This window comes from Paramesorhizobium salinisoli, assembly GCF_003335045.1.
Classification (GTDB): Bacteria; Pseudomonadota; Alphaproteobacteria; order Rhizobiales; family Rhizobiaceae; genus Paramesorhizobium; species Paramesorhizobium salinisoli.
This window is the reverse complement of sequence record NZ_QOZG01000002.1, coordinates 328,453-351,162: the sequence shown is the minus strand read 5'-3', so window position 1 is coordinate 351,162 and position 22,710 is coordinate 328,453. Positions and strand designations below refer to the sequence as shown.

At 61.0% G+C, this 22,710-nt stretch carries 25 protein-coding genes and 1 riboswitch; of the genes, 17 read left to right on the top strand and 8 right to left on the bottom strand.

Annotated elements, in window-relative coordinates:
- Positions 1-181: 181 nt before the first annotated feature.
- The 8 genes from cysG to DUT91_RS05210 all read left to right on the top strand — a co-directional run bounded on the left by cysG (position 182) and on the right by DUT91_RS05210 (position 6,868).
- Complete coding sequence (cysG, locus tag DUT91_RS05245; protein WP_245419558.1) at positions 182-1,645, top strand: siroheme synthase CysG; 1,464 nt, start codon at positions 182-184, stop codon at positions 1,643-1,645.
- Between the two features lie 12 nt (positions 1,646-1,657).
- Positions 1,658-1,954: a DUF2849 domain-containing protein gene (locus tag DUT91_RS05240; protein ID WP_114439308.1), complete on the top strand. Its 297-nt coding sequence runs from the start codon at positions 1,658-1,660 to the stop codon at positions 1,952-1,954.
- 111 nt (positions 1,955-2,065) lie between these two features.
- Positions 2,066-3,736 carry a nitrite/sulfite reductase gene (locus DUT91_RS05235; protein ID WP_114439307.1) on the top strand — a complete coding sequence of 557 codons (1,671 nt, stop codon included), beginning with the start codon at positions 2,066-2,068 and terminating at the stop codon, positions 3,734-3,736.
- On the top strand, positions 3,711-4,481 hold the full coding sequence (locus DUT91_RS05230) for a phosphoadenylyl-sulfate reductase (RefSeq protein ID WP_114439306.1): 771 nt from the start codon (positions 3,711-3,713) through the stop codon (positions 4,479-4,481). The genes DUT91_RS05235 and DUT91_RS05230 overlap by 26 nt, the downstream gene beginning before the upstream one ends.
- Entirely contained in the window at positions 4,478-5,008 is a 531-nt protein-coding gene (locus DUT91_RS05225; protein ID WP_114439305.1) for a DUF934 domain-containing protein, read from the top strand. Before DUT91_RS05230 ends, DUT91_RS05225 begins: the two co-directional genes overlap by 4 nt.
- A gap of 54 nt (positions 5,009-5,062) precedes the next feature.
- Complete coding sequence (locus tag DUT91_RS05220; RefSeq protein ID WP_114439649.1) at positions 5,063-6,088, top strand: NAD(P)/FAD-dependent oxidoreductase; 1,026 nt, start codon at positions 5,063-5,065, stop codon at positions 6,086-6,088.
- Positions 6,089-6,093: 5 nt separating this feature from the next.
- Complete coding sequence (locus DUT91_RS05215) at positions 6,094-6,438, top strand: 2Fe-2S iron-sulfur cluster-binding protein (RefSeq protein ID WP_114439304.1); 345 nt, start codon at positions 6,094-6,096, stop codon at positions 6,436-6,438.
- Positions 6,439-6,574: 136 nt separating this feature from the next.
- The gene (locus DUT91_RS05210) at positions 6,575-6,868 is read left to right on the top strand and encodes a Dabb family protein (protein WP_114439303.1); all 294 of its coding nucleotides are present in this window, start codon (positions 6,575-6,577) and stop codon (positions 6,866-6,868) included.
- A 1-nt stretch (position 6,869) separates the two neighbouring features.
- Here DUT91_RS05210 and DUT91_RS05205 read toward each other — a convergent pair whose 3' ends face one another.
- Positions 6,870-7,445, bottom strand: coding sequence for a methylated-DNA--[protein]-cysteine S-methyltransferase (locus DUT91_RS05205; protein WP_114439302.1), 576 nt, complete (start codon positions 7,443-7,445; stop codon positions 6,870-6,872).
- A gap of 191 nt (positions 7,446-7,636) precedes the next feature.
- Between DUT91_RS05205 and DUT91_RS05200 the strand changes: the two genes are divergently transcribed.
- The gene (locus tag DUT91_RS05200) at positions 7,637-7,882 is read left to right on the top strand and encodes a hypothetical protein (protein WP_114439648.1); all 246 of its coding nucleotides are present in this window, start codon (positions 7,637-7,639) and stop codon (positions 7,880-7,882) included.
- On the opposite strand, the gene DUT91_RS05195 is transcribed toward DUT91_RS05200, so the two are convergent.
- Positions 7,870-8,130 (bottom strand): hypothetical protein, encoded by a 261-nt coding sequence (locus DUT91_RS05195; protein ID WP_114439301.1) that lies wholly within the window; start codon positions 8,128-8,130, stop codon positions 7,870-7,872. The genes DUT91_RS05200 and DUT91_RS05195 overlap by 13 nt on opposite strands.
- 114 nt (positions 8,131-8,244) lie before the next feature.
- The gene (locus tag DUT91_RS05190) at positions 8,245-8,700 is read right to left on the bottom strand and encodes a BA14K family protein (protein WP_114439300.1); all 456 of its coding nucleotides are present in this window, start codon (positions 8,698-8,700) and stop codon (positions 8,245-8,247) included.
- Between the two features lie 200 nt (positions 8,701-8,900).
- Positions 8,901-9,121: riboswitch (cobalamin riboswitch) on the top strand.
- A 120-nt stretch (positions 9,122-9,241) separates the two neighbouring features.
- On the opposite strand from DUT91_RS05190, the gene DUT91_RS05185 reads away from it, so the two are divergent.
- The 3 genes from DUT91_RS05185 (at position 9,242) to DUT91_RS05175 (ending at position 13,889) form a co-directional block, all read left to right on the top strand.
- On the top strand, positions 9,242-9,484 hold the full coding sequence (locus DUT91_RS05185) for a hypothetical protein (RefSeq protein WP_114439299.1): 243 nt from the start codon (positions 9,242-9,244) through the stop codon (positions 9,482-9,484).
- A gap of 163 nt (positions 9,485-9,647) precedes the next feature.
- Complete coding sequence (gene metH, locus DUT91_RS05180; RefSeq protein WP_114439298.1) at positions 9,648-13,430, top strand: methionine synthase; 3,783 nt, start codon at positions 9,648-9,650, stop codon at positions 13,428-13,430.
- Between the two features lie 117 nt (positions 13,431-13,547).
- Positions 13,548-13,889 carry an RcnB family protein gene (locus tag DUT91_RS05175; protein ID WP_114439297.1) on the top strand — a complete coding sequence of 114 codons (342 nt, stop codon included), beginning with the start codon at positions 13,548-13,550 and terminating at the stop codon, positions 13,887-13,889.
- A 138-nt stretch (positions 13,890-14,027) separates the two neighbouring features.
- On the opposite strand, the gene DUT91_RS05170 is transcribed toward DUT91_RS05175, so the two are convergent.
- Both DUT91_RS05170 and DUT91_RS05165 read right to left on the bottom strand, forming a co-directional pair.
- Positions 14,028-14,693 (bottom strand): GntR family transcriptional regulator, encoded by a 666-nt coding sequence (locus DUT91_RS05170; RefSeq protein WP_114439296.1) that lies wholly within the window; start codon positions 14,691-14,693, stop codon positions 14,028-14,030.
- A 22-nt stretch (positions 14,694-14,715) separates the two neighbouring features.
- On the bottom strand, positions 14,716-15,603 hold the full coding sequence (locus DUT91_RS05165; RefSeq protein WP_114439295.1) for a dihydrodipicolinate synthase family protein: 888 nt from the start codon (positions 15,601-15,603) through the stop codon (positions 14,716-14,718).
- Positions 15,604-15,752: 149 nt separating this feature from the next.
- On the opposite strand from DUT91_RS05165, the gene DUT91_RS05160 reads away from it, so the two are divergent.
- From DUT91_RS05160 to DUT91_RS05150, 3 genes are read left to right on the top strand one after another with little or no spacing between them, the layout of a single operon-like run.
- Positions 15,753-16,748, top strand: a complete 996-nt coding sequence (locus DUT91_RS05160) for a sialic acid TRAP transporter substrate-binding protein SiaP (RefSeq protein WP_114439294.1) — start codon at positions 15,753-15,755, stop codon at positions 16,746-16,748.
- Between the two features lie 9 nt (positions 16,749-16,757).
- Positions 16,758-17,249, top strand: coding sequence for a TRAP transporter small permease (locus DUT91_RS05155; RefSeq protein ID WP_114439293.1), 492 nt, complete (start codon positions 16,758-16,760; stop codon positions 17,247-17,249).
- A complete protein-coding gene (locus DUT91_RS05150; RefSeq protein ID WP_114439292.1) occupies positions 17,246-18,538 on the top strand; it encodes a TRAP transporter large permease in 1,293 nt (430 codons plus the stop codon). Before DUT91_RS05155 ends, DUT91_RS05150 begins: the two co-directional genes overlap by 4 nt.
- Positions 18,539-18,545: 7 nt before the next feature.
- Here DUT91_RS05150 and DUT91_RS05145 read toward each other — a convergent pair whose 3' ends face one another.
- Both DUT91_RS05145 and DUT91_RS05140 read right to left on the bottom strand, forming a co-directional pair.
- A complete protein-coding gene (locus DUT91_RS05145) occupies positions 18,546-19,451 on the bottom strand; it encodes a DUF72 domain-containing protein (RefSeq protein ID WP_114439291.1) in 906 nt (301 codons plus the stop codon).
- A 63-nt stretch (positions 19,452-19,514) separates the two neighbouring features.
- Positions 19,515-19,745 carry a DUF1127 domain-containing protein gene (locus DUT91_RS05140; protein WP_147272157.1) on the bottom strand — a complete coding sequence of 77 codons (231 nt, stop codon included), beginning with the start codon at positions 19,743-19,745 and terminating at the stop codon, positions 19,515-19,517.
- Between the two features lie 99 nt (positions 19,746-19,844).
- On the opposite strand from DUT91_RS05140, the gene DUT91_RS05135 reads away from it, so the two are divergent.
- Entirely contained in the window at positions 19,845-20,729 is an 885-nt protein-coding gene (locus DUT91_RS05135) for a LysR family transcriptional regulator (RefSeq protein WP_114439289.1), read from the top strand.
- Between the two features lie 140 nt (positions 20,730-20,869).
- Here the strand turns inward: DUT91_RS05135 and DUT91_RS05130 are convergent, their stop codons facing one another.
- Positions 20,870-21,370: an Lrp/AsnC family transcriptional regulator gene (locus tag DUT91_RS05130; RefSeq protein WP_114439288.1), complete on the bottom strand. Its 501-nt coding sequence runs from the start codon at positions 21,368-21,370 to the stop codon at positions 20,870-20,872.
- A 146-nt stretch (positions 21,371-21,516) separates the two neighbouring features.
- On the opposite strand from DUT91_RS05130, the gene ald reads away from it, so the two are divergent.
- Positions 21,517-22,632: an alanine dehydrogenase gene (gene ald, locus DUT91_RS05125; protein WP_114439287.1), complete on the top strand. Its 1,116-nt coding sequence runs from the start codon at positions 21,517-21,519 to the stop codon at positions 22,630-22,632.
- The last annotated feature ends 78 nt before the right edge of the window (positions 22,633-22,710 follow it).

The window sequence follows — 22,710 nt, the reverse complement described above, 5'->3', positions numbered from 1 at the left end:
GCAGCGCATTCCGACATGCGCAAAGCCGGTCTTTCGACATGCCTCCCGGAACGAAAATTCCCGCTTTCGCCCCTTTAGGGAAAAAGGATGCTCCGGAGCATGTTCCGGCGCAAGTCTGTTTCTTATAAATCCCCGATGAATGCCTGATAATCCGAGCCTCTTTCTCAGAGGATATCGTTCCGTGGCATTTGGTTCAGCCTCCCTGTCGGTCTTCCCCGCCTTCTTCCGCATCCGGAATGAAGTGGTGGTCGTCGTTGGCGACGGCGAGGAAGCGCTCAACAAGGCGCGGCTCCTCGGCCAGACAAGCGCGTTGATCCGCATCGTCTCGGCAAACCCGGAGCCGGTACTGGCGGAATATATCGCCGGGCAGGGCCTGGAACATGTGACCGAGAGCTTCAAGCCCGCCCATATCGCCAGCGCAAAGCTCGTCTTCGTCGCTACCGGCGACGAGGACACCGACACGGCAGTTGCCGCCGAGGCGCGACGCCAGCATATTCCCGTCAATGTCGTCGACCGCCCGGAGCTCTGCGATTTCTACACGCCGGCGATCGTCAACCGCGCGCCGCTTGCCATCGCCATCGGCTCGGAGGGCACAGGCCCGGTGCTGACGCAGATGATCCGCGCCAGCATCGATGCAGCGCTGTCGCCGCGTCTCGGCGACCTCGCTCGCCTCGCCAATGCCTATCGCCCCGCCGTCGAGAAATTTTTGCCGAAGGGCGTGGCGCGCCGGCTGTTCTGGCGCTCTTTCTTTTCGGGCGATGTGGCCCGCGGGGTCGACCGTGGCGATCAGGCTGCCGCCCACACCGCTGCGACAAGGCTCCTGAACGAGCCGAGTGCGCCACAGGGCTATGTCTGGCTGGTCGGCGCCGGTCCCGGCGCGGAAGACCTTTTGACGCTGCGTGCCCAGCGCGTGCTGATGGAGGCTGATGTCATCGTCCATGACGCGCTCGTCCCGGAGGCGATCATCGCCATGGGCCGCCGTGACGCCGAGCGCCTTTCCGTAGGCAAGCGCAAGGGCTGCCACTCGAAGAGCCAGGACGAGATCAACGAGCTGCTGGTGGAACTCGCCCGTGAGGGCAAGCGCGTGGCGCGGCTCAAGTCGGGCGATCCGCTGGTGTATGGCCGGGCAGGGGAAGAAATGGCGGCGTTGCGCGAGGCCGGCATCGGCTTCGAGATCGTGCCGGGCATCACCTCGGCCTTCGCCGCAGCCGCAGACATGGAATTGCCGCTGACGCTGCGCGGTGTCGCCTCTTCGCTGGTCTTCACCACCGGCCACGACATGGCCGGCGAGATTCTGCCGGATTGGGCGCGACTCGCCCTTTCAGGCGCGACCATCGCCGTCTATATGGGCAGTTCCGTTGCAGCCTCGGTCGCAGCCAGGCTGATGGGAGCGGGCCTCCACGAAGACACCGCCGTTGCCGTAGTCGAGAATGCCAGCCGCTCGGATCGCCGAATGTTCCACGGGCTGCTGAAGGATTTGCCTGCGCTGGAAACGCGCGGTGATCTCTCGGGCCCGGTTATGGTTGTGATCGGCGACGCCGTTGCCGGCGCGGCGATCCATAAAGCAGAAGCGCTGGCGCTCCGTCGGCCTGACATTGCAGCCCCGGTGCCCAGCCGGATTTCAGCCCGGGTTTCAAATGAGTAAAGGACGAAATTGATGACGATCAAGGTTCTGACCGCCAACCGCCTGCGAGATGGCGAGGTCGTTTGGTATGGTGCCGACGGCGAGTGGCGCGAGACCATCGAGGGTGTGCTTGTCGCACGCGACGCGGATGCTGCCGCGGCGCTGGAGAGTGTCGGCAAGGCTGCGATTCGCGCCAATCTGGTGGTCGATGTCAACCTGATCGATGTCGAGGACCGCGGTGGCGAGCTCTATCCGCTCCGCCTGCGCGAGCGTATCCGCATCTCGGGCCCGACCATCGATTACGAACCACGCAAAACCGCGTCCGCGTGACCAGCATGATCCCGGAAAGTTGGAGACTTTTCGGACAGGATCATGCGGCTAAACAAACACTGACGTACAAGCCAGACAGATCAGCCAGACGTACCAGGAACACATAAAGCCATGTATCGTTACGATGAGTTCGACCACGCCTTTGTCGCAGCCCGCGTCGAGCAGTTCAAGGATCAGGTCCAGCGCCGGCTGTCTGGCGAACTGACCGAGGAGCAGTTCCGTCCGCTGCGCCTGATGAATGGCGTCTATCTCCAGCTTCACGCCTATATGCTGCGCGTTGCCGTCCCCTACGGCACGCTGTCCGGCCGCCAGATGCGCAGGCTCGGCCATATCGCCCGCGTCTATGACCGTGGCTATGGCCATTTCACCACCCGGCAGAACATCCAGTACAACTGGCCTGCACTCTCCGACATTCCCGCGATTCTCGACGAACTGGCGGAAGTCGAGATGCACGCCATGCAGACTTCTGGCAACTGCATCCGCAATGTCACCGCCGATCATTTCGCAGGCGTCGCCGCCGACGAGGTGGCCGATCCGCGCCCTTTCGCCGAAATCCTGCGGCAATGGTCGTCGCTGCATCCGGAATTCTCTTATCTGCCGCGCAAGTTCAAGATCGCGGTCACCGGCGCCGAGCATGATCGCGCCGCAATCCAGGTCCACGATATCGGTCTGCATCTGAAGACGAACGAGGCGGGCGAGCTGGGCTTCGCCGTCTATGTCGGCGGCGGTCAGGGCCGCACGCCGATGGTGGCGAAGAAAATCCGCGATTTCCTGCCTGCCGAGGATCTGCTTTCCTACACCACGGCCATCGTCCGCGTTTACAATCTGCATGGCCGCCGCGACAACAAGTACAAGGCGCGCATCAAGATCCTCGTCCATGAGACCGGTACGGAGGAACTGACCCGGCAGATCGAAGCCGAATGGCAGGCGCTGAAGGAGAGCGATCTCAAGCTGCCGCAGGGCGATATCGACGCCATCGACTCCTATTTCCGCCCGCCGGTATTGCCGCAGCGGCCTGAAGGCTGGGGCGCACTGGCCGCCGCCAAGAGGACCGATACCGGTTTTGCCGCCTGGGTCGACCAGAATGTCACGCCGCACAAGAACCCGGATTATGGCGTCGTCACCATCTCGTTGAAGCCCATCGGCGGCATCCCTGGTGACGCCAGCGCCGAGCAGATGGAACTGGTGGCCGACATCGCCGAGAAGTTCAGCCAGGACGAAATCCGCGTCAGCCACGAGCAGAATCTGGTGCTTCCGCATGTGGCGCTCGCCGACCTCCATACGGTCTACGAACTGCTCCTGGCCGATGGTCTCGCTACCGCGAATGCTGGATTGATCACCGATATCATCGCCTGCCCCGGCCTTGACTATTGCGCTCTCGCCAATGCCCGCTCCATTCCGGTGGCGCAGCGTATTTCCGAGCGATTCGGTGCGGCCGAGCGGCAGTCTGAAATCGGTGAATTGAAAATCAAGATTTCCGGCTGCATCAATGCCTGCGGCCATCATCATGTCGGCCATATCGGCATTCTGGGCGTCGAGAAGAAGGGCGAGGAGCTCTATCAGATCACGCTCGGCGGCTCGGCCGACGAGATCACCACGGTAGGCGAGATCACCGGCCGCGGCTTTTCCTCGGAAGAAGTCGTGGATGCCATCGAAAAGATCGTCGATACCTATCTCGGTTTGCGCACCGGCAAGGACGAGAACTTCCTCGCTGCCTACAGGCGCGTCGGTGCCGCACCGTTCAAGGAGGCGCTCTATGGCGAAGTCAGCCGTGCTGCCTGATACCGACGAACTGGCCGTGGCCGATGAGGCGCGCGCGCTGGAAGCGCGTTATGGCGGACTTGATTCGAAGCTCATCATCGAACTCGCCATCGACCATCTCTTCAATGAGGAGATCGCCGTGGTCTCGTCGTTCGGCGCGGAATCCGCGGTGCTTCTGCACTTGATTTCCGAGGTCGATCATTCGACACCGGTGATCTTTCTCGACACGGGAAAGCATTTCAGCGCGACCATGGCGCATCGCGACCGCCTTATCGAGGAACTGGGCCTGACGGATGTCCACAATGTCTATCCCCTGCAGGCCTCGCTGAAGCGGGACGATCCCTTTGGCGCCCTGTCCATGACCGACAAGGACCGCTGCTGCTTCATCCGAAAGGTTGAGCCGATGGCGCGGGCCGTGGCGCCCTACCGCGCCTGGATGACCGGCCGCAAGCAGTTCCAGGCATCGACGCGCGCCGCCCTTCCGGTGTTCGAAGCCGTCGGCTCGCGCATCCGTATCAACCCGCTGGCCCGCTGGCAGACGGCGGATTTGCAGGCCTATATGGCCGCGCATGGCCTGCCCACACATCCGCTGGTCGAGAAGGGCTATCGCTCGATCGGCTGCATGCCCTGCACCAGGCCGGTCGAGGACGGCGAAGACCAACGCGCCGGACGCTGGGCCGGCTCGGACAAGACCGAATGCGGCATCCATTTGACGGGCCTGACCGACACACTGTCCAACATTTCGCTGACGGAATCCAATTTATGAGTGAGACGCAGAACGAAAAACAGCTCTGGGGCCGTGAAGGTTTCCGCGACGATCCCTATATAGAGGCCGAAAGCCTCGAAGTGGCGGGCGATGCGCCTGATGTCATCCTGCCGCTGGCGGCATGGCTAGGGCTCGATGACGAGGTCAGGCGGACCAGCAATCGCAGGATCGGGGTCTCCGTGGCGCCGGGCGAGGATATCGGCCCGCTCTTGGAAAAACTGGACACGATCCCGCTGATCGCGCTGCAATTTCCGGCTTTCAACGATGGCCGATCCTATTCCAAGGCCGAGCTCCTGAAAGGGCGCCACGGCTTCTCCGGCGAGTTGCGCGCCGTGGGCGATGTGCTGATCGACCAGGTGGTATTCATGCTGCGGGCGGGTTTTGACACGTTGCAGGTGACCAATCCGGTGGCGCTCGAACGCCTGAACGCGCGCGATCTGCACGATACGCCGGGCTATTACCAGCCGGGACGCGGATCGGCGCAGGCAAACGGGACTTTTAGCTGGCGGCGGACGCCAGCCGCGTGAGCCAGATTTACAGATTTGAACGACAGGAAGCACTTGATGCCCGAGATTATTGAACTGTCCGAGACCATCGAAACCGATGTCGTAATTGTCGGCGCTGGGCCTGTCGGCCTGTTCGCCGTGTTCGAGCTGGGTCTTCTCGACCTGCGCGCCCATGTCATCGATATTCTCGATCGTCCGGGCGGGCAGTGCGCCGAACTTTATCCGGAAAAGCCGATCTATGACATTCCGGGCCTGCCTGAGGTCTCCGGGCAACAACTGACCGACAATCTCTTGAAACAGATCGCGCCTTTCGATCCGCAGTTCCACTTCTCCACCATGGTGACGGCGCTCGAGCGCCTCGAGGATGGCCGCTTCCGCGTCGAGACCGATGCCGGGGAAACCTTCGTCACCAAGATCATCGTCATTGCCGCCGGCGGCGGCTCTTTCCAGCCGAAGCGCCCGCCCGTGCCGGAGATCGAGCACTATGAGGGCAAATCCGTCTTCTATGCCGTGCGCAAGATCGAGGCCTTCCGCGACCGCGATGTGGTCATTGTCGGCGGCGGCGATTCGGCGCTTGACTGGACCCTCAACCTGGAGCCGGTGGCAAAGTCGGTGACGCTCGTCCACCGCCGCCCCGAATTCCGCGCCGCGCCCGACAGCGTCAACAAGATGTGGGCGCTGGAGAAGGAAGGCCGCGTCAAGTTCCGGATGGGACAATTGGGCAGCCTGCAGGGCGAGAACGGCGAATTGACGAAAGTGGTGCTCAAGGGAGCGGAAGGCGAGGAAGTGCTCGAAGCCAACCGGCTCCTGCCTTTCTTCGGCCTGACGATGAAGCTCGGCCCCATCGCCGATTGGGGGCTGAACCTCGACCAGAACCTGATCGCGGTCGATACCGAGAAGTTCGAGACGTCGGAGCCGGGCATCTTCGCCATCGGCGACATCAATACCTATCCGGGCAAGCTGAAGCTTATCCTCTCCGGCTTCCACGAGGCGGCATTGATGTCCCATGCGGCAAAACGCATCGTTGCGCCGGGCGAAAGGATCATCTTCCAGTACACCACGTCCTCCACCTCGCTCCAGAAGAAACTGAAGGCGGCTTAGTCATAGTGTCCGATACGCTTCTCATCCACGTTACCGACCAGAACGGCAAGCGCCATACGCTGGAGGCGCTCGAAGGCTTTCGCGTGATGGAGATCATCCGCGACTGGGGTCTGGACATCAAGGCCGAGTGCGGCGGCGCCTGCGCCTGCGGCACCTGCCATGTCTATGTGGATGAGAACTGGACGCCGAAGCTCTATGATCCGCTCGACGAGGAACAAGACCAACTGGACCAGACCTTCCATGTCGAGGACAATTCCCGCCTTTCCTGCCAACTCATCATGACGCCGGAACTGAACGGCCTCGAGGTGACGCTGGCGCCCGGCACGGGATCGGGTCGCGCCGCGGCCTGATCATTTCGCCGGTTTTGGCGTTCATATCTTTCCATGAGTGATTCCGTTTCCATCCGATATGGAGTAGAGCAGGTCCGCATCTCGCCAGCGGTGACGCAGGCGTGGTGCGGATGCGTTCAGTCGAAAGGAAGCGGTCTTGATCCGGCACATTGTTTTTTTCAGCGCCAGGGAAGGGCAGGATATCGAGGAGATGCGGGCCGGGCTGGAGCGGCTCGGGACGATTCCCCATTCCGACGTGTTTGAAGTTCTGGAGAACAGCAAGGTCGATCCTTTCTGCGACAGGATCGATATCGTCGTCTATGCCGAATTCGCCGATGAAGCGGCCCTTGCTGCTTATAAGGCCCATCCCACCTATAGTGAAACCACCAGGCATGTCCGCCCGATGCGCGAACTACGCTATTCGGCGGATGTCGTCTCGAAGCTTCGCTGAATTAGCCCCGTTGCGGCTTCATCGCGAGCGGCAGATTGCCGAAGAGATCGGGTTCAGCGCTGGTTCTCGCCCCTTCGATGGTCAGCATCCGCAGCTTCGTCTCCGCGCCTCCATTGGCCGAAAAACCGCCTGTCTTGCCGCCGGTGCCGAGCACTCGGTGGCAGGGGACGATGATAGGGAAAGGGTTTTTGCCGAGCGCCTGGCCCACGGCCTGCGAAAGGCTGACATCGCCGATCCGCCTGGCGATCGCGCCATAGGTCAGGGTCTCGCCGGGCGGAATATCGAGCGCGATTTCATAGACCTGCCGGTGGAGCGCCGGCAATCCCTCCATATCGAGCTGCGCCCTGGAGAGATCGGTCTTCTCGCCCCTGAGAAGCGCAACAATGCGGTCGATCACATCCCGGACGGAAGCGGGAGCCGGCTTCTCCTGCGCCAGCGGAAACCGTTTTTGCAGCCTCGCCTGCGTTGCCGCTGCACCGGCTTCCGGCAGTTGAACGCCGACGATACCCTTGTCGCCCCACGCGATGGCGCAGGCGCCTATGGCCGTTTCGAAAATGATCATCCCAAGCGATTCCATGGCGCGTATTTTAGCACAAATCGCCAAACGATGCAGTTGAAGCGGGACGGGAATAATGTTTGTCTGGGCAAAAGGGCCGGTGAACGATCTAATAAGACGAGACATTTTTGCGCCGCCTGCCTAGAAATAGCCTGTGGAAGCGTGAAGACTGCTTTCGAGTCGCATGGCGGCTTGTGAATTGAGGAATGGAAATGGACGATTACGAAAGATATGCCACGGGGCTACTGATCGTGTTCGGCGCGCTCATCATCGGCGGGCTGATGGCCGTCAATATCACGGTAGCCGACAAGCCGGGCTTCCTGTTTGCCCTCGGTGCGGCCATCGTGGCGTGGTTTTCGGCCTTCGCGGTGTTGTTCGACCGGCCGCGCATTTACGGCATCATGATCGCCATAGCGATCGCCTTCGTCGGCGCATCGATCGGTGCTTACGTCACATGAACCTCCGCATCCCTAGGTAAATCGTCGTCTGTCGGGAAAAGCTCCCGGTCGAGCAGTGTACGCCCAAACGTGTAGACGAGCTCGGCCGCTTCGTCGTTTCCCTGGCTCTTCAGCCGGTTATAGATCTTGCCGGCCGCATAATTCATGCGCCGGGCAGCGCTCGCATCCGATTCGTGCAGGATCTGCGCAAGGCAGATGGCGATCTCCATCATCCCTATGGCGGTCTGCTCCGTGCTCGATCCGCTCATTTTCTACATCCCATCAATTTCACTCCCATGAAAACAGGGCATAGCCTACTCCCAATGGGCTGGAATGAAAAAGCCCCGGAAAACCGGGGCTCTTAATTGGGGGTGGTTCCGTCTTCAGATATAGGGCGAGACACACTGGCGCCGCGGACCGTAATGCGGCTGGAAGGTGTTGTCGTAGGCCCTGTAGGAGCGGTAGCGGTTATAGCACCAGCGCACATGCGCATTCCCCGCCGGGCGGCGGTAATGACGGCGCGGCGCATGCCAGCGTGGCGCATCCCAGCCGTAATAGGGACGGTAGTGCCGGCGGTGATGCCAGCGCGGGCCGTCCCAGCGACGATCCCATCTGTGGTGATGGCGCCAATGGCGGCGATGGTGCCACCGCGGACCATGCCTGAATTCACGGTGCCGGTATTCGCGATACTGAACTTTCTCGACCGGTCCCGCCGCTATGCTTGATTGCGGATTGCCGGGGGAAAGCGGAGCGGCGCTTGCCGTCCCGGCCGCGCCGGAAAGCCCCCCCATAACCAAAGTCATCAACACGGCGAACACCGCCGAAATACGAGCTCTCATGTTACCTCCTTCTGCCCGCCGGATCACGGCACATCGCAGGAAATCGTCCCTTTCAAGCCTCATTCGCAGGCAATTATGGCGCGGAAATGATAGAATCCGAGCGGAAATCCGCCGCCTGAATCACGTTTTGCGCCGTAATTTAACAGATGCTTGAACGTTGCCGCTTGCCCGCTTCCTGTTGACAAGGCCAAGACGTGCATTGCTAATGGAGCGATCGAGGTTCCTTCGAGTCGCAGATGGCGAGAAGGCTAAGAGGGAAGCCGGTGCGCATTCCAGTTGGAGTGCAAGGCCGGCGCTGCCCCCGCAACTGTATGCAGCGAGTTGCTGTCGCTTATGCCACTGATCCGGCACTTGGATCGGGAAGGCCAGACAGCGGCGATGACCTGTGAGCCAGGAGACCTGCCCCGGTAAGGGACGTGAAAACGTCCACAGAGGTCAACGGGCGGGGTGTCCCGGTGTATCGCTTGCTCGATGGTTTTTCGCCGTCATTTTCCAGCACGCGTGCATTCGAATATCCCCGCCGCCATCATCGGGGATTTTGATGCGTACTGCCGAACGACAAGCCGAAACGATCGCGGAAAAGCGTAACACCGTGCAACAGACGCCGGAGGAAGTCTTTCTCTCTTGGCTCCTCTGGTTGCCGAAGGAGGCCGACATGGCCGCCGCTGCCGCCGAGGAGGTGCGCAAGCTCGACCTCTACCGCGGCAATCTGGCAGGCCCGCATCAATTGCGGATCATGTTTCTTGCTTTGATCGGTACTCTCGCGGGGCCGCTGCGAAACTGACGAGACGCTCTCACCGTCGGCCTGCTTCCCCCGCGCTTCCCTCCGATGCGCGGGTTGCTCTGCCATGCCGGGAAATCATCGCGCTTCATTGACATAAACATATCTTTATGTCATTAAGTCTGCTCACTATTTCCATCGGCAGGCACAGCGGGTAATTTCTCCTATGAGTTCCATTGACGATCTCTTCGGTCCTGAAGCGCCGAAGCCGGACGGTTCGGAAGTGCTGGCTGCGCTGACAAAGGCCGCGCGCGAGCGTATCCTCATCCTTGATGGCGCGATGGGGACGCAGATCCAGGGGCTCGGTTTCCACGAGGAGCATTTTCGCGGGCAACGCTTTGCTGCCTGCGAATGCCATCTGCAGGGCAACAACGATCTCCTTACGTTGACCCAACCGGGAGCAATAGAGGAAATCCACTACGCCTATGCCATGGCTGGCGCCGATATCCTCGAAACCAACACCTTTTCGTCCACCTCCATCGCCCAGGCCGATTACGGCATGGAGGAAGAGGTCTATGATCTCAATCGCGATGGCGCGCGCCTTGCCCGCCGTGCCGCGCTGCGGGCTGAAAAAGCGGACGGTCGCCGCCGTTTCGTTGCAGGCGCACTGGGGCCGACCAACCGCACCGCCTCGATGTCACCGGATGTCAACAATCCGGGCTACCGCGCCGTCTCCTTTGATGATCTGCGAATCGCCTATGCCGAACAGCTTCGCGGCCTGATCGATGGCGGCGCGGATATCATCCTGATCGAGACCATCTTCGACACGCTCAATGCCAAGGCCGCAGTCTTCGCCTGCGAGGAGATATTTGCCGAAATGGCCATGCGCCTGCCGGTGATGATATCGGGCACGATCACCGATCTCTCCGGCCGCACGCTTTCCGGCCAGACGCCGACGGCATTCTGGTATTCGCTGCGCCATGCCCGGCCCTTCACCATCGGGCTTAATTGCGCGCTGGGCGCCAATGCCATGCGCGCCCATCTGGCGGAACTGTCCACCGTCGCCGATACTTTCGTCTGCGCCTATCCCAATGCCGGCCTGCCCAATGAATTCGGCCAGTATGACGAAAGCCCCGAGGCCATGGCGGCGCAGATCGAGACCTTTGCCCGCGAGGGTCTGGTCAATGTGGTTGGCGGCTGCTGCGGCTCAACGCCCGAGCACATCCGCGCCATTGCGCAAGCCGTTTCCCGGTACAGGCGGCGCGAATTGCCTGAAATCCCGCCGCTGATGCGGCTGTCCGGCCTGGAGCCGTTCGTGCTGACCGAGGACATTCCCTTCGTCAATATCGGCGAGCGCACCAATGTCACCGGCTCGGCCAAATTCCGCAAGCTGATCACGGCGGGCGATTTCGCTGCTGCGCTCGATGTCGCCCGCGATCAGGTTGAAAACGGTGCGCAGATCATCGACATCAACATGGACGAAGGTCTGATCGATTCGCAAAAGGCGATGACCGAGTTCCTCAATCTCGTCGCCGCCGAGCCGGATATCGCCCGCGTACCCGTCATGATCGATTCCTCCAAATGGGAGATCATCGAAGCGGGCCTGAAATGCGTCCAGGGCAAGCCGCTGGTCAATTCCATCTCGATGAAGGAGGGCGAGGAAGCCTTCCTGCATCATGCGAGACTCTGCCGCGCCTATGGGGCGGCCGTCGTCGTCATGGCCTTCGACGAGCAGGGGCAGGCGGATACGAAGGAGCGCAAGGTCGAGATCTGCACCCGCGCCTACAAGCTTTTGACCGAGCAGGCGGGCTTCCCACCGGAAGACATCATCTTCGATCCCAACATCTTCGCGGTCGCCACCGGCATCGAGGAGCACAACAATTACGGCGTCGATTTCATCGAAGCCACGCGCGAGATCATTGCAACGCTCCCCTCTGTCCATATCTCGGGCGGCGTGTCTAATCTCTCCTTCTCGTTTCGCGGCAATGAGCCGGTGCGCGAGGCGATGCACGCCGTTTTCCTCTATCACGCCATCCAGGCGGGCATGGATATGGGCATCGTCAATGCCGGCCAGCTTGCCGTCTATGAATCGATCGAGCCGGAACTGCGCGAGGCCTGCGAGGACGTGGTGCTCAACCGCCGCGAGGATTCGACCGAACGCTTGCTGGACCTCGCCGAACGCTTCAAGGGCGCGGCTGGCAAGGAAGCCAGGGAACGCGATCTGAAGTGGCGCGAATGGCCGGTCGAAAAGCGGTTGGAACATGCGCTGGTCAACGGCATCACCGAATATATCGAGGCAGACACTGAAGCAGCGCGGCTTCAAGCCAAGCGCCCACTGCATGTCATTGAGGGACCGCTGATGGCCGGCATGAATGTCGTCGGCGATCTCTTCGGCTCCGGCAAGATGTTCCTGCCGCAGGTGGTCAAATCCGCCCGCGTCATGAAGCAGGCCGTCGCTGTTCTCCTGCCCTATATGGAGGAGGAAAAGCGTCTCAACGGTGGCGGCAGCGAGCGCCAGAGCGCCGGCAAGGTGCTGATGGCGACCGTCAAGGGCGATGTGCATGATATCGGCAAGAACATCGTCGGCGTCGTGCTCGCCTGCAACAATTACGAGATTATCGACCTCGGCGTCATGGTGCCTGCGACGAAGATTCTTGAGACGGCGCGTAGCGAGAAGGTAGACATCATCGGCCTTTCCGGCCTCATCACGCCGTCACTCGACGAGATGGCGCATGTCGCCTCGGAGATGGAGCGCGAGGGCTTCGATATTCCGCTCCTGATCGGCGGCGCTACGACGAGCCGCGTGCACACGGCGGTCAAGATCCATCCGCGCTACACCAAGGGCCAGACGGTCTATGTCGTCGATGCCAGCCGTGCTGTCGGCGTCGTCTCCAGCCTGCTGTCGCCGGAGGCAAAACAGAATTATGTCGAGACCGTGCGCGGCGAATACGCCAAGGTGGCTGCAGCCCATGCCCGCAACGAGGCCGACAAGCAGCGCCTGCCGCTCGCCCGCGCCAGAGCCAATGCGCAAGTCATCGACTGGGCTGCCTATACGCCGCCAAGGCCTGCTTTCCTTGGAACCCGCACTTTCGAAAGCTGGGATCTGGAAGAGCTCTCCCGCTATATCGACTGGACGCCGTTCTTCCAGACCTGGGAGATGAAGGGACGCTTTCCGGCGATCCTGGAAGACGAAAGGCAGGGCGAGGCCGCCCGCCAGCTCTATGCCGATGCGCAGGCGATGCTGAGGAAGATCATCGACGAAAAGTGGTTCCAGCCAAGGGCTGTTATCGGCTTCTGGCCTGCCAATGCCGTTGGCGACGATATCCGCCTTTTCACCGACGAGAGCCGCAAACAGGAACTGGCCACCTTCTTCACCCTGCGCCAGCAGCTTTCCAAGCGCGATGGCCGGCCCAATGTCGCGCTATCGGATTTCATCGCGCCGCTCGACAAGGACAAGCCGGACTATGTCGGCGGCTTCGTCGTCACAGCGGGCATCGAGGAGGTGGCGATCGCCGAACGCTTCGAGCGCGCCAATGACGATTATTCCTCGATCCTCGTGAAAGCGCTTGCCGACCGTTTCGCCGAAGCCTTTGCCGAACTGATGCATGAGCGCGTGCGCAAGGAATTCTGGGGCTATGCTGCCGACGAAAAATTCGCGCCGGACGAACTCATCGGCGAATCCTATCGCGGCATCCGCCCCGCGCCGGGCTATCCCGCGCAGCCGGATCACACCGAAAAGACCACGCTTTTCCGGCTGCTCGATGCGGAGAATGCAACGGGTGTGACGCTGACCGAAAGCTATGCGATGTGGCCGGGCTCCTCCGTCTCCGGCCTCTACCTCGCGCATCCCGAAAGCTATTATTTCGGCGTCGCCAAGGTCGAGCGTGATCAGGTCGAGGACTATGCCGCCCGCAAGAACATGGCGGTGGCCGAGGTCGAGCGCTGGCTTGGTCCCATCCTTAATTATGTCCCTGGGGATGGAAAGGTAGCCGTGGAGGCCGCCGAGTGAGGCTCACAAATTCGAACGGCCGCATTACCAATATTTAATCCTGCCATTCATGTACCATTCACTCAGTCAGGACCAAGTTGGGGGCGTTAAACTCGTCCCCCAATAAAAGGAATCAAGATGAAAAGTCTTGTTATCGCCGTCACCGCTCTGTCCTTCCTCGCTCCCACCGCAGCCCTTGCGCAATACCAGCCGAAACACGGCTATGAGCATCGGGTCGAAAAGTCCTATGGCAAGCGTCATGACGACCGCCGGGATATGCGTCGTCAGAATGACCGTCGCGAACGTTGGTCGCGGGGCAGGGCCCTGCCACGCAGTTATCGCGGCCATGTCGTGCGCGACTATAGCCGCTATCAGCTGCGCAGGCCGGCGCGCGGACAACAGTGGGTTCGGGTAGACAATGACTATCTCCTGATAAGCATTGCCAGCGGCGTGATTGCGTCGATCGTGGCTGGGCGGTAATCGCTCTCAAGCCTCCCAAGGCATTAGACGCAAGAGACGAAGGCGGTCCTGAGGGCTGCCTTCGTTCGTTTTATTTTCCTGGCTTCACCTTGAACCGGACACGGCCCCGAAACGCAGGGCATGAGGGCAGCCCCCGCGTCAGGGCATGCCGATGGCGCGCTGCCGCGCGCCGAGGATGTGGCGTTCGAGCGCCGCTGCCGCTGCCGCTGGGTCGCGTTTTTCGATTTCGGCGATAATTCCCAGATGCTCATGCATTACCGGGACGACATGGCCGTCGATCCGTATCAGTTCCTGGCGGATGAGGCGGATCTTCAACGAGTTCACCCGATAGGTGCTGGTGACGATCTCGTTGCCGAGCGACTCGACCAATATGTCGTGGAAGCCCCAGTCAACGGCCTGCGCGTCATTGACGATTTGCGCCGTGGAACCCTCCGTTTCCACCCGACGCAGGATCGTCTCGTGGCTGGCCCTGATCGCGGCTATGGCCTCGTCTTTTGCCGTCATGGTGAAGTGCCGGATGGCTTCCTTCTCCAGGATCAGCCGGAACTGATAGGCATCGCGGACGAGGCTGTAGTCGATCGGCGCGATCTGCATGCCGCGCTGCGGAATGGTGGTGATCAACCCTTCCGCCTCGAGCCGCGGCACCAGCTCGCGGATCGCGCCAAGCGGCATCTGCGTTAGCGCGACGAGCTCGCGCTGGGAAATGAACTGGCCGGGCCGGATATCGCTCGCCAGCAGATGGCGCGTGAACGAACGGTATGCCTGATCGCGCTGTTTGGTGGACTCGCCGTCATTGTTGCGCATGCCAGTTCCCTGTTGGTTTCGATCAGGCCGCGTTTTGCGCCATGATGGCCTGAAAGCTGCTGATCAGCGTGTCGGCAGCGTCATTGGCATCGACCAGCGGCGCGCGTACGCTCGTCCATCCGGCATGGCCCGACATATGTGCCATCAGCACCTTGATGGCGGGAACCACGGGATAGCGCAAGACCAGTTCGACGAGCGCCCGGATGCGCGCGTCGTCCTGGCCGTCTATGGCGAGCCCGCGCATTTCTGCCGGGAAGAGATTGGCGATGCCCGAGATCGCACCCTGTCCGCCGCGTTGGACTGCGGCCGCGAGGTGGCGCTCGTCACCGACCAAAATTGCAATGTCGCTATGGGCCTCGAGCAGCCCCTCGGTATATTTCCAGTTGCCGCCGGAATCCTTGATGCCGGTGATCACGCCGCCGAATGCCGCACGCAGCCGCGTCAGCACGTCCTGCGAAACCGTCACCGACGTGACGGAAGGAATGTTGTAGAGAATGGCGTCGCGGACATCCGGGCCGATTCTTTCCAGAAGGCCGGCATACCAGCCGAACACGCCGTCGTCGCTGACGCCCTTGAAATAGAAGGGTGGGGGCAGGAGCAGCGCCTTGCAGCCAAAGTCGAGCGCCTCACGGCATTGCCGCGCCGCATCCTCAATCGAAGTCGCGGCGATGCAGGTGACGATCTGGCCGGGCTTGATGGCGGTGCGGCTGATATGGTCGAGCATCTGGCCGCGTTCATCCGCGCCGATCGACGCGCCTTCGCCGGTCGTGCCAAACACGGTAATGCTGTCGCAGCCGCCTTCGAGGCAGACAGCCGCGTGATCGCCGAGCCTGACCAGATCGATGCTGCCATCGCGGTTGAAGGGGGTCGCCAGTGCGACGGATAGGCCGAATCTCTCAAGTGTGGTCACGGTGCATTTCCTGTTGAATTGGAACTAACATGTTAGTGTGTGTTTTTTATGTTGCAAGAGGGCGAATGCCGTGTAACATAAATTATCATGTGGCCGTCATGTCGGGTGGGAGAGACCCCTTGCCGGTGGGAAAGTCCAGGGAGGAAACGATGAAGATAACCAGACGCATTGCAATGATCGCGGCCGCAGGCGCATTGATTTCAGGCGCCATGCCTGCTCTTGCCGCCGATGCGATCAAGCTGCGCATCTCCACGCCGGCCATTGAGTCCGACTGGCATGCCAAGATGCTGCCCGTGTTCAAGGATGAGCTGGAAAAGCTGGCCCCTGGCCAGTTCAACGTCGAAATCCATCTCAATGCGACGCTGTTCAAGCAGGGCACGGAGCCGGCCGCCATGCAGCGCGGCAATCTCGACATGGCAATGATTTCCGCGCAGGACATTGCCAAGCAGATCCCCGAATGGTCCGTCTTCACGGCTGGCTATCTGATCCGCGATCCCGAGCACCAGAAGAAGGTGTTCCGCGGCGATATCGGCAAGCAGTTCTACGGCATGGTCGAGGAACAGATGGGCCTCAAGATCCTCGATGTCGGCTATCTCGGCACGCGCCAGCTCAATCTGCGCGGCGACAAGAAGATCGAAACACCTGATGATCTGAGCGGCGTCAAGCTGCGTATGCCTGGCTCCGATGCCTGGCAGTTCCTCGGCTCCGCTCTGGGCGCGAGCCCAGTGTCGATCGCCTTCGGTGAAATATATACCGCGCTGCAGACCGGCGTGGCTGACGGCCAGGACAATCCCCTGCCGACCGACAAGGCCGCCAAATTCTACGAAGTGACCAAGCAGATCGTGCTGACCAATCATCTGGTCGACGCCATTTTCCTGTCGATCTCGTCAAAGACTTGGGACAAGCTCTCCGACGATCAGAAGGCTAAGGTCATGGAAGCGGCGCAGAAGGCCATCGCCTATAATGACGAGAACCGTATCAGGGACGAGGCGGAACTGGTCGAGTTCTTCAAGAGGCAGGGGCTCTCCGTCTATGAGCCGAACCGGGATGCCTTCCGCGAGCGGGTGCAGAAGGCTTACCAGACCTCGGATTTCGCCAAGAGCTGGCCCGAGGGCATCGTCGACAAGATCAACGCCGTCAAGTAAAGCGGAATAATGCTGTCCAGAGCGCGCAAGCTTGCCGAAATCGTGGCCGTGGCATTGCTCACGGCCATGTTCGCGGCTTTCCTTCTCCAGATATTCATGCGTTATGTCCTCAACCATCCGCTGGGATGGACATCCGAGGCATGTGTCATCCTCTATATCTGGACGGTCTTCTGGACCTCCGCCTTCCTTCTTGACGAAAGCGATCACGTCAGCTTCTCCATGCTGAGCGATGCGGTCAGCGCGCGGTCGCGCCGCGTGCTCACCATTATCGGCCATGTCATACTGGGGCTCGCTTTCGCCAGCGCGTTTCCTGCCATCGTCGACTATGTCAGCTTCATGAAGATCGATTCGACGCCGGTGACGCGCATCCGTTTCGATGTCGTCTATTCCATATTCCCGGTTTTCGTAGTGGCGGTTGTCATCCGTTCGGTGCTGGCGCTTTACCGCGCCTTCCGGGGGCGGGATGATATCCACCCGGCGCATACCCCGGAGGCTCTATGAGCACTGCCTTTCTCGTTGCGCTCGCGGGCTTCTTCATCCTGGCCGGCGCCAATGTCCCGATCGCCTTTGCCATGTTCGCCGCGGCGATCGCCTATCTCTTCGCCACCGGCCAGGATGTGGCGCTGGTGGCCGAGCAGAGCCTCAATGGCCTGTTCGATTCCTTCGTGCTCCTGTCCGTGCCGCTGTTCATCCTTGCCGCGAATTTCATGAACGCCGGCAGCATCAGCGACCGCCTGCTTGCCTTTTGCGTGGCGCTGGTCGGCCGCTTTCGCGGCGGTCTCGGCCAGGTCAATGTCGTCGCCAGCCTCATTTTCTCCGGCATGTCCGGCTCGGCAATAGCGGACGCCGCCGGTATCGGGCGGGTCATCATCGACATGATGCGCAAGAACGACCGCTATCCCGCTGGCTATGCGGCCGCTCTCACGGCCGCGTCCGCCGTCATTGGCCCCATCGTTCCACCATCGATCCCGATGGTCCTCTATGCCCTGATTTCCGGCACGTCCGTGGGCTATCTTTTCCTCGGCGGCATCATTCCCGGTCTTATCATCGCCATCTGCCTGATGATGCTCAACTGGTACATGGCGGTCAAGCGCGGCTTTCCCGCCGATGAGGTTGTTCCGCTGAGCGCTATGCCGAAAACCACCGCCCGAGCCTTCCCGGCCCTGTTGATGCCGGTGATCCTGCTGGCCGGCATATACGGCGGCGCCACGACGCCGACGGAAGCCGCGGCGATCGCGGCCGCCTATGCGCTCATCCTCGCGGCGATTTTCTATCGCTCCCTGAGCCTCCGCGAATTCTATCGCATGGTTCTCGATTCAGCGAAGTCCACCTCCGTCGTCGGGATGATCATCGCCTCGGCGCTGGTGCTGAACTACGTCGTAGCCAGCGAAAACATCCCGAGCCTCGTCGCCGAAAAATTGAGCGGCCTGGAGATGTCGCCGGTCCTGTTCCTGATCGGCGTCAACATCATCTTCCTGCTGCTCGGCTGCTTGTTCGATGCCGCGACGCTGCTGCTCGTCGTCGTGCCGCTATTCCTGCCGGCGGCGCGTGAACTGGGCATCGATCCCATTCATCTTGGCGTGGTTCTCGTCGTCAATATCATGATAGGGCTGGTGACCCCGCCTTATGGTGTGCTGCTCTTCGTCATCAACGCGGTGACAGGCATACCGCTCGGCGAGATCATCCGGGAGATATGGGCATTCCTGGTCGTTCTCTTAGCGGCCCTCCTCATCATGATCCTCTTCCCGGAAACCGTGCTCTTCCTGCCGCGCCTGTTGGGTTATCAATAACCGCCCGTCAGGAGGCGATCTCCTGGTCCAGGTGTCGCTCGATGCCTAGACGCTTGGCCAGCGACAGGGCATCGGCGGGCGCCCGTACCTTCGCGTCATTGTCGAAATAGACATAGACGTCGCGCCCTGTCCGGCGCGGCTTGGTCGGCTCCAGAACCCGTTCGGCATCCGCCGGTTCCCGGCCATGCGACCAGGCGCGCACGCGCTCGGCCCAGCGATCCAGCGATTTGTCGTCATACCCGCTCGTATAGAGCTCCTCGGAGCCGTGCAGGCGGCAATAGACGAAGTCCGAGGTGAGATCCATCAGCAGCGGCCAATCGACCGTATCCGCGCAGACGAGCGCCACGCGGTAGTGGCGCAGCAATGCGATGAAATCCGGCGAGCGAAAGCTGTCGTGGCGGATCTCCACGGCGTGACGAACCGGCCTTTTCCCATCGCTTTCCATAAAGGCGCGTCCCTCGAGCCGCGCATCGTGGCGCTGCGCCAGCGCTGCGGCCTGTTCGGTATCGTGCGGCAGCATGGCAAGAAAGGTTTCGAACAGATCCGGGTCGAATTTCATGCTCGGCGGAAACTGCCAGAGGATCGGGCCGAGCTTGGGTCCCAGCCGCAGCACGCCTGAAGCCATGAAATTGGCGAGCGGCGTTTCCACTTCGCGCAGCCGCCTGAGATGGGTGATGTAGCGCGAGCCCTTGATGGCGAAGACGAAATCATCAGGTGTCATATCGCTCCAGCGGGCAAAGCTCTCCGGCCGCTGCAGCCCATAGAACGTGCCGTTGACTTCGATCGACGGGAACTGCTCCGCGGCATAGGTAAGCTCCAGCCTTTGGGGTAGGCCCTCTGGGTAGAACACCCCGCGCCATCGTGCATAGGTCCACCCCGATATGCCAATGCGAACTGTTCCTGTTGCTGCCATTTGAATTCACCTGCTGCCGAATGGGCGGGAACGTCGGCAGCGCCATATCGTTCCCCCCGAAGGTCACCGTTCATCCCTGCTCGTCCAATCCCGTATCCGACGAAGAAGCGGTTTCTTCAAAATGCGACGCGCCTCCTCGCGCGTGAGTCCCACATCGTCAAGCCAATGCTCGTCATGTCTGGCGAGAATGTCTGCCAGCGCCCGACGCCTTTCCGCTTCCGCGCGGAGAAATGCCAAAAGCGTCTTCAGTCGCCCCAGCAGCGGAGGCTTGCAATGTTTGTTTCGTGTGTCCATGTCGCTCATCCGGCTCTCATTCGGCCATGATCGAGAAAATTTGACATCACACAAACGAATAGTGACAATGGCAGTCATCGGAATAACGAATGGCTGCCCATGTATGCTCCACTTGAAAGCGATCTTCTAAGGACATTCCTGATCGTTGCCGAAACCGGCAATTTCACCAGGGCTGCCGATGGTGTCGGGCGTACGCAGTCGGCGGTCAGCATGCAGATCAAGCGGCTCGAAGACAGCCTTGGCGAGGTGCTGTTCGAGCGCGGGCCGCGGGGTGTTTTCCTGACAAAGCGGGGCGAGCAGCTCGTTCCTTACGCGCAGCGCATCGTTGGGCTTCTGGAAGAGGCGGCGGCGGCAATGCGCGTCCGGCCACTCGACGGGCCCGTGCGTATTGGCATTCCCGAGGAATATAGCCAGACGGTGCTGCCGCGGGCGCTGGCCGCTTTCACTGAGCGCCACCCCGCAGTGGAGGTAACGGTCAAATGTGATTATTCGGTCCACCAGGCATCGGCGCTGGAGAATGACGAGTTGGACCTGGCCGTGGTGTTCGACTGGCACGAACGGGCCGCGGGCGAAATCCTTCTCATTGACCCGACGGTCTGGGTGACCTCCCCGGCCTATGCGCTGCATGAGCGCACGCCTTTGCCGATTGCCGTCTACGGAAACTCTGATTGGTGCAACGAATTCGCCATCCGCTCGCTTGAGCAGCATGGGCTTGCGTACCGCATCGCCTTCATCTGCGATACCAGCAGCGGCCTGAAGATCGCCGTCTCATCGGGCCTTGCCATCGCGCCGTTGTCGCGCAGCAACATCCCCGCGGATTGTCGGGAACTGACCGCGGCGGACGGTTTCCCGCCAGTCGATTCCTCCCGCGTGGTCCTGCGCCGCAACCCCTATCATTCGAGCCCGGCGGCCGAGGGAATGGCCGAGATGATACGCGAAGCCTTCCGGCCAATGTCGCTGTTTTCCGCTAATAGCCAAGCATAGAGCGCAGGTAATTCCTACAAGTTCAAAGGGAAAATGGCGGAGGGAGCGGTGCATCTTGCGGGGCAGCCATTCGCCGCTCCTGCGCGGTACTGATCAGATCGACCAACGCGGATCGGCGTCGGCCCCTCATTGAACGATGCTCAATTCTTTGGCCCGTTCGTTGCAATCTCGATCAATCCCGGTTCTATGCCGAGACCGGTGCGGTCCGCCACTTCGCGCAAGGCGAAGGATGAATTGATCTTCGTTACGTGCGGCATGGCGGAGAGCCAGAATTTATGGATGCGCTCGTAGTCCTCAAGATCCTTGGCCGCAATGCGCAAAAGGTAATCATATTCGCCCGACATGAGATAACAGACCAGGACATTGGGGCAGCGCCGCACCGCTGTCTCAAATTCGCGCAGCTGCTTGTCCGCCTGGCCGGAGAGCGAGACATTGACGATGACCGTCACCGGATGGCCGAGCATCTTGTTTGACAATCGCGCATGATAGCCGCGAATGACGCCGGATTTCTCCAGCATGTCGAGCCGGCGCGAACAGGCGGATTGCGAGAGGCCGACCTTCTCCGCCAGGGTCGCGTTGGACATGCGACCGTCCTTCTGCAGATTGTCCAGAATGGCGAGATCAATCCTATCCAGCGACATTATTGAAAACTTTCGTCGAAATTTGGTTCCTTTGCGCAAGAATATTCGGAAACCCCTCCCTGGTCGAGGGGAATTGGCAAGGACATGCGAATTCATCTGTGGTGTTATATCGCCTCAACCGCTTAACCAGGTGAGGAGGAGGCATTATGCGCGTCGGCTGCCCCAAAGAAATCAAAAACCATGAATATCGCGTCGGTCTCACTCCGGGGGCCGTACGCGAATATGTCGCCCATGGCCACGAGGTCATTATCCAGTCAGGAGCTGGAACGGGAATTGGCGCCGACGATGGAGCCTATCAGGCCGCAGGCGCGCGGGTGGTCAAGACCGCCGAGGAAGTTTTTCAGCAGTCCGACATGATCGTGAAGGTCAAGGAGCCGCAGCCGTCGGAATGGGCGCAGCTGCGCGAGGGACAGCTTCTCTATACCTATCTGCATCTTGCCCCCGACCCTGAACAGACCAAGGGGCTGCTCGCATCGGGCGTCACGGCTATAGCCTACGAAACCGTGACCGACGATCGTGGCGGCCTGCCGCTGCTGGCGCCCATGTCCGAAGTTGCAGGACGCCTCGCAATCCAGGCTGGAGCAACCGCATTGCAGAAAGCCAATGGCGGTCGTGGCCTGCTGCTCGGCGGTGTGCCGGGTGTTCTCCCGGGCAAGGTTACCATTATCGGGGGCGGTGTTGTCGGCATCAATTCCGCCATGATGGCGGTCGGCCTCGGCGCGGACGTGGTCATTATCGACCGTTCGATACCGCGGCTGCGCCAACTCGACGAGCTTTTCCGTGGGCGCATCCATACCCGTTTTTCGACCATCGAAGCCTTGGAGGAAGAGGTCTTTTCGGCTGATGTCGTCGTCGGTGCGGTGCTGATCCCCGGTGCCGCGGCGCCGAAGCTTGTTACGCGCGAAATGCTTTCGGGCATGAAGAAGGGCGCCGTCGTCGTCGACGTGGCGATCGACCAGGGCGGGTGCTTCGAAACATCCCATCCCACGACCCATTCCGAGCCGACCTATGAGATCGATGGCATCATCCACTACTGCGTCGCGAATATGCCGGGGGCGGTGCCGGTAACCTCGGCCCATGCCCTCAACAACGCTACCCTGCATTATGGGCTGCAGCTTGCGGATCGCGGCGTCAAGGCGCTGATCGACAACCCGCATCTGCGCAACGGCCTCAACGTGCACAAGGGGCGCATCACCAATCGCCCGGTGGCGGAAGCACTGGGCCTCGACATGGTGGAAGCCAAGACAATACTCGCGGCCTGACCGGTTCCCCACTCCTTCCAGCCCTTCGGCGGTCAAATCGCTAAACCGCCGAAGGGCTGCGCAGAATTACGAGCTTCT